The sequence below is a fragment of the Halobacillus sp. ABR2_026 genome (genome assembly GCF_056158545.1).
Genome location: NZ_JBSWTM010000002.1, coordinates 1 through 6205, shown reverse-complemented (window position 1 = coordinate 6205; position 6205 = coordinate 1). Strand labels below are relative to the sequence as shown.

At 34.0% G+C, this 6205-nt stretch carries 6 protein-coding genes and 2 pseudogenes; 7 read left to right on the top strand and 1 reads right to left on the bottom strand.

Going from position 1 to position 6205, the window contains the following annotated elements; genetic code table 11:
- Nucleotides 1-42 precede the first annotated feature (42 nt).
- The 7 genes and pseudogenes from ACXADE_RS20010 (at nt 43) to ACXADE_RS19980 (ending at nt 4956) form a co-directional block, all read left to right on the top strand.
- The gene (locus ACXADE_RS20010; protein WP_474982279.1) at nt 43-309 is read left to right on the top strand and encodes a DUF3978 family protein; all 267 of its coding nucleotides are present in this window, start codon (nt 43-45) and stop codon (nt 307-309) included.
- Nucleotides 248-490 (top strand): DUF3978 family protein, encoded by a 243-nt coding sequence (locus ACXADE_RS20005; protein WP_474982278.1) that lies wholly within the window; start codon nt 248-250, stop codon nt 488-490. The genes ACXADE_RS20010 and ACXADE_RS20005 overlap by 62 nt, the downstream gene beginning before the upstream one ends.
- Nucleotides 491-522: 32 nt before the next feature.
- Nucleotides 523-983, top strand: a pseudogene (locus ACXADE_RS20000) (L,D-transpeptidase).
- Nucleotides 984-1349: 366 nt separating this feature from the next.
- Nucleotides 1350-2019, top strand: a pseudogene (locus tag ACXADE_RS19995) (response regulator transcription factor).
- The gene (locus tag ACXADE_RS19990) at nt 1997-3439 is read left to right on the top strand and encodes a sensor histidine kinase (RefSeq protein WP_000201948.1); all 1443 of its coding nucleotides are present in this window, start codon (nt 1997-1999) and stop codon (nt 3437-3439) included. Before ACXADE_RS19995 ends, ACXADE_RS19990 begins: the two are co-directional and overlap by 23 nt.
- Before the next feature lie 141 nt (nt 3440-3580).
- The gene (locus ACXADE_RS19985) at nt 3581-4483 is read left to right on the top strand and encodes an EamA family transporter (RefSeq protein ID WP_000357149.1); all 903 of its coding nucleotides are present in this window, start codon (nt 3581-3583) and stop codon (nt 4481-4483) included.
- Between the two features lie 218 nt (nt 4484-4701).
- Complete coding sequence (locus ACXADE_RS19980) at nt 4702-4956, top strand: hypothetical protein (protein ID WP_000154129.1); 255 nt, start codon at nt 4702-4704, stop codon at nt 4954-4956.
- Between the two features lie 41 nt (nt 4957-4997).
- Here ACXADE_RS19980 and ACXADE_RS19975 read toward each other — a convergent pair.
- Nucleotides 4998-6205: methionine--tRNA ligase (locus tag ACXADE_RS19975; protein WP_474982277.1), on the bottom strand; the 1208-nt coding region annotated here is incomplete at its 5' end.

The following is a 6205-nucleotide window of genomic DNA, read 5'->3' as shown; positions in this document are numbered from 1 at the left end:
AATATAAGTCGTTTTCGAAATTGAAAAAAGGGTGAATCCTGAATGGAAGCATATAAAATGCACGATTTTATATTAATACAAATGTTGATCTTATCTAAAATGAAACCGTTTTTAATTTACACATGTGTGAAACAAGTGAATTTCGACGTAAGTTTAAGCAAAATCTACAACACTATCTTTTATCGTTTCAAAAGTAATATTAAAATTGTCACGAAAAAATGGATTAATTCAAATCAAGAAAGCATGATTGGCAAAAGCTACATCATTCCAACAAAAGCTTTTGATCATCTTCTTACCAATCATTTCTGAAAATGAAGATGAGCTAAATATTCAAGTTCAAAGTTTTGGACTACGTGGTGAGCTTTTATTAAATGAAAGATTACTTATTGATAAAAACAACAAACACAACAGCAAAATCACTGCATTCTTTGAAACATTAGATGAAAATGTAAATAAAGCTTTACGAGGATTACAACTTCATTGTATGTAAGACTATTACGATAATAAAAAAGGAGAATAACAATGAAAAAATTATTATTAAGCGCACTATTATCATTAGGATTTTTAACTCTTCCATTCGCTAGCGCAGAGGCCGCTACAACGAAAGATCAATTAATCGTAAACACTCAGTTAAATAAAATGGATTATTATCAGGATGGAAAATTTATAAAAAGTTTTGCTGTCGCTACTGGAAAAGCAGCAACACCTACACCTAAAGGAACTTTTCAAATCGTAAATAAAATTAAAAACCGCCCTTATTATACAGGCAAAATTAAGGCGGCGATCCACGGAATCCACTTGGTGACCGTTGGCTCGGATCAAATATGGCAGGAACTTACGGAACAACTTATGCGATTCACGGAACTAACAATAATCAAGCAATCGGCAAAGCAACAACACTTGGTTGTATTCGTATGTATAACAATGATATACACTGGTTATTTGAGCGCGTTCAGCAGCAAGCTACTGTCACTGTAAAATAGCCTAAAAACAAGATTTATGTGTAGCCAAGAATTTAATGTTGGCTTATTTTATTTATTCATTTACAGTAGCAAAACAACTGTATTTACATATATAATAGGAATAGATTTGATTAGCTGATATTTAAACATTGATAAACGTAGATATTAAAATTATACAGTTATAATGTTTTATAAATTTTATAATACATACTATAATAGAACTACTGTAATTCTGACGATTCAGTAACATGTAGTTATTCCCCTTTCTTGCTACCTTCATGATTATTTTATAGCGGGGGCTTATTATATGTATAAACAATCTGAGTCACTCGAACAAATGATGAATTCGAATATTGTAGTAAAAAGCGTTATTTAGGAGGTGTTACGATGACGCATATACTGGTGATTGAAGACAACCCAGATATACAAGAACTAATTCGTGAATTTCTAATGGCACAAAACTTTACTGTTGATGTAGTTGGTGCTGGAACAGAAGGTATTCTTCTTTTCCAAAAAAATTCATACGATCTTGTCCTCCTCGATGTAATGTTACCAGATATAGATGGCTATAGTATTTGTAAGATTATGCGAGGACAATCTGATGTACTAATTATTATGTTAACAGGCTTACATAATGAAGAAAGTGAAATTAAAGGATTTGAGTTAGGTATTGATGACTATATTACGAAACCGTTCCATTACACTGTATTTATTAAGCGTGTGGAGGCTGTATTAAGAAGAAGGGCAGCAACGAAGGAAGCAGAAGCTGCAACTATACTACAATTCCATGAATTGATGTTAAACTCTACAGCATATGCAGCTTATGTTCATGGTAATCAAATTGAATTGACAACAAAAGAATTTGAAATTATTTATACTTTACTGCGGTAATCGAGGAAAAGTATTATCAAGAAGTGATTTGTTGAATAAGGTATGGGGCTATGAACATTATGGTGATGTAAGAGTTATAGATACACATATTAAAAACTTAAGAAAAAAATTAGGAATTACTTATATTAAAACGGTGAAAGGCATTGGCTACAAAATCGAATCGTAGCAAAGACAACATCACCAAAAATATTTTCATCAAAACCTTATTATTTTGTATTCTTTTATCACTTTGTCTTTATCAAATTATTTACTTTCTAGCTTCAAACTACGATAAAGAACATTTTGCGAAAGAAAATGGAACGCCGACTACAGAACAGGCGGATTTAGATAAGCAAAACAATCAAAGTAAAACGAATCAAAATAAAGCTGTGTCAGAGGGAAGTATTTCCAATTTCCAATCTTCTATTATAGATTATAAATCTCTTTCTACAGCTATCAATCACCTTTTGCAGCCTAGCCAAACTGCAAAAGCAAAAGAACATACACAAAACCTTTCGGGGAAAAATAGCACTTCTAATCCGCTTACAGAAGCAGAAAAGAAAGCCGCTAATAATGATGCCTTACATACACAAAATGCAGCAAGTAAAATAAATGATATAAATGATAATCCAAAGTTAGCAGATGCGTTGCAGCAATTAGCTCCACATATTGGCGCGACAATGCTTGCATTATCACTACTCGGATCTTTAATTTATACAAAACTAATTGCCAAACCTTTTCAATATATGAGCGATGCTTTAAAAGATATTATGAATCTTGATTTCTCAGATAAAAAACTACTTAACAAAAATACAGATCAAACAGATTTTAATTTGCAAGTAGCCGCTTCACAAGTACCAAATATTGTGAAGAATTTACATGCAAGCAATCAAGATTTAAGAAATGAGCTCAAAAAGGAACAACAATTAGAGCAATCTCGTAAAGAATTTATGTCTATGGTATCCCATGAATTAAAAACACCAATCGCAGCCGTTATGGGACAACTAGATGGCATGATTCACGGAATTGGAGCTTATAAAGATAGAGATAAATATTTAAAACGTTCCTATGAAATGATGCAAGATATTAACATATTAACGGAAAAAATGTCGGAATTATCCAAAATACAAAACCCTCAATTTAAACCGAATTTAGAAGTCATTTCTTTATCTAATATTATTGAGGATGTTATGAAGAAAGTAGATTACTTTGTATCTGTAAAACAATTAAATGTACAATCTAATATTAAACACGACGTACAAATTTTAGCTGATCCTAAATTTATTCAAACTGCTATTTTTAACATTATTTCAAATGCAATTCATTATACAATTGACCACCAGCACGTATATATAAAGCTTTATGAAAAACCAAACGGTTACGCATTAGAAGTATTAAATACAGGTTCACAAATTGATGAAGATAAACTTGCTCATTTATTTGAGCCTTTCTATCGTGCAAACCCTGATAAACACGGTTTAGTACAAGGTAGCGGTCTTGGATTATATATCGTGAAACAAATATTAGATAAACATCAATTTCCTTACGGAATACAAAACACAGCTCAAGGTGTAAAATGCTCCATTGTATTCCCAAAAGCAATGTAGCATTCACTATAATTACATACCCCAAACTCATACTTTATGTGTGAGTGGCGGAATTTTGTAGAGTGTCTTACTCTGTTTCGTTCGCCCGTTATCCTTATTTGGATAGCGGGCGTTTTTTATTACTTAAAAGGAGGATTTTTTATGGATAAGTTTAAATATTCATTGCTCGTTTTATTCGGTGCTTGCAGCTACGGCATACTTTCAACTATTTTCAAACTCGGATTCCTAAGTGGATTTTCAGCACATCAACTATTAGGGGGACAATATGTCTTCGGATGGATTGGACTATTTCTACTCGTTCTTTTCTTTTCACGTCATAAAGTAACAAAAAAACAATTCTTTTCATTACTAACCGTCGGAACAACAATGAGTATGACTGGAATTTTCTACGCTATTTCTGTAGAAGAGCTACCCGCATCTATCGCTGTCGTCCTACTCTTTCAGTTCACTTGGATTGGTGTCATTATCGAAGCAATTGCAAATCGAATATTTCCAAGCCGCGATAAGATCATATCTATCCTTATTTTATTTGCTGGTACATTGTTTGCAGGTGGTATATTTGAAGGCCTCGGACAAAGTTTTTCTACGAAAGGGATTATCTTTGGACTATTAGCTGCTGTCTCTTTTTCATTCTATGTTTTTGCAAGCGGACGCGTTGCTACAGATGTTCCCCCTTATACGAAAAGCTTTCTTATGACAACAAGTGCAACTCTTATCGTATGCCTATTCTTCCCGCCGACCTTTTTAACAGATGGTGCCCTGCAAGCTGGTCTATGGAAATATGCTTTCTTCCTCGGATTATTCGGCGTTGTTGTACCTGTCATTTGTTTTTCAATCGGTGTACCAAAAGTTGGAACAGGACTTAGCACGATATTAGGTGCAGCTGAATTACCAACTGCTATTATCGCTTCTATTACACTTGTACATGAAGTCGTAACCTTCATGCAGTGGATTGGAATTATTTTTATATTGCTTGGAATTTTCACTCCCCAGCTGCTTACGGCTAGGAAAGAAAGGAAACATAATCGCGTGCATAGCGCTTGAAAAAAATACAGAATTTATATAAAGTAAAACTTTAATTAGTGGGGGTTTTGTTCATCCCCCACTGATTATCAGCCCTCACCAATCGGGCTTTTACGGGCAGTTGATCCCCACCTAACTTCTTCGCTTTCGCTGAATTTTGAGGTGGAGTCTTACTGCCCGTTAATGCGGGATAAAAATATAACTACAATTAAAATAAGTAAATTTATCGGGAGGTATAAATGACTATTTTAAGCATCGTATTTTTTGCTATTATGTGTATCTTCTTCCTAATAAGATATATGAAAGAAAAGAAATTTTACGATTTACTTCTCATTCCCGTTTGTATATATGCAGGAGCAGTGAAAACTCCTTTCGTAGAGTACTTAAACTTTAATACTACATTTAAAATAACGTATGATATTGCAGCTATTATTCTTGTAATCCTTGCTGTACTTTTCTTTTTGAAAGATAAGAAAGAGAATCATACTGCATAACAAAAGACCTTTCATTTACTTGAAAGGTCTTTTTCTCTATCTCATTTTGCCGCTACATACAGCTTCTCTATCTCATGCTCAATTTGTTTTACATCGATTCGCTCAAATAATGGCTGCACGCTATCAATTCTATTCGGCAACGTATTTTGCGGTTCCCAATTTCGGTTCACAATCGACAATGTGCTTCGAACTCTTTCACTTGAAAATGGTAAAAATGGTTCAAGGAGATTTGCAAAATTAGCAATAAGATAAATACAATTATAAATCGTTTCTTCACATGAAACTGGATTATCTTCTCTTTCTTTCCAAGGCTGCCTCTCATCAAAGTATTTATTTGCAAAACGTACGGCATCGAATATTGTTTCTAGCGCCACCTTAAATGTAGTTTGCTCAATCGCCTCTCCTACATTTTTATATAATCCTTCTACTTTATCCTTCAGTTCTACATTGATAGTTCCCTGCGGCACAATGCCATCATAATATTTTTCAATAAACTTTAATGTCCGGTTCACGAAGTTCCCGTATGCACCTAACAGTTCACTATTATGACTGTAAATGAATTCACGCCATGAAAAATCAGTATCACGATTTTCTGGTGCATTTACTGTTAAAAAGTAACGAATAGAATCTGGATTGTAACGTTCTAATATGTCAGGCACCCATACTGCCCAGTTTTTACTCGTAGATAACTTTCTTTTTTCAACTGTTAAATACTCATTCGAAACGATATGACGCGGGATTGCTTCCTCTCCTATTCCAAGTAAAACCGCTGGCCAAATGATGGAGTGAAATGGAATATTATCCTTGCCGTGTACATAATATGTTTGCGCATCGCTATTCCAAAACTCATGATCATCTTTTCCTGTTTCTTCAGCCCAATATTTACTCGCTGAATAATATCCTGCCACTGCTTCTATCCATACGTAAATTTTCTTATCTTCATACCCTTTCACTGGAATTGGTACCCCGATTGGTAAATCTCTTGATACAGCCCTATCTTGTAAGCCTTCCTTTACATATCTTTCCGTTAATTGAATTGCATTATCACGCCATGTTCCTTTTTCTTTTGCGATTTCTACAACTTTTTTAATTTGCTGCTGAAATGTATGCAATGCAAAATAAAAATGCTCTGTTTCCTCTACAGATGGTGTACTACCACATAACTTGCATGTCTTTTCTAACAAATCGAGTGGATCTAAAATAGCTGAACACGCATCGCATTGATCGCCTCTTGCTGCTTCATGGCAAT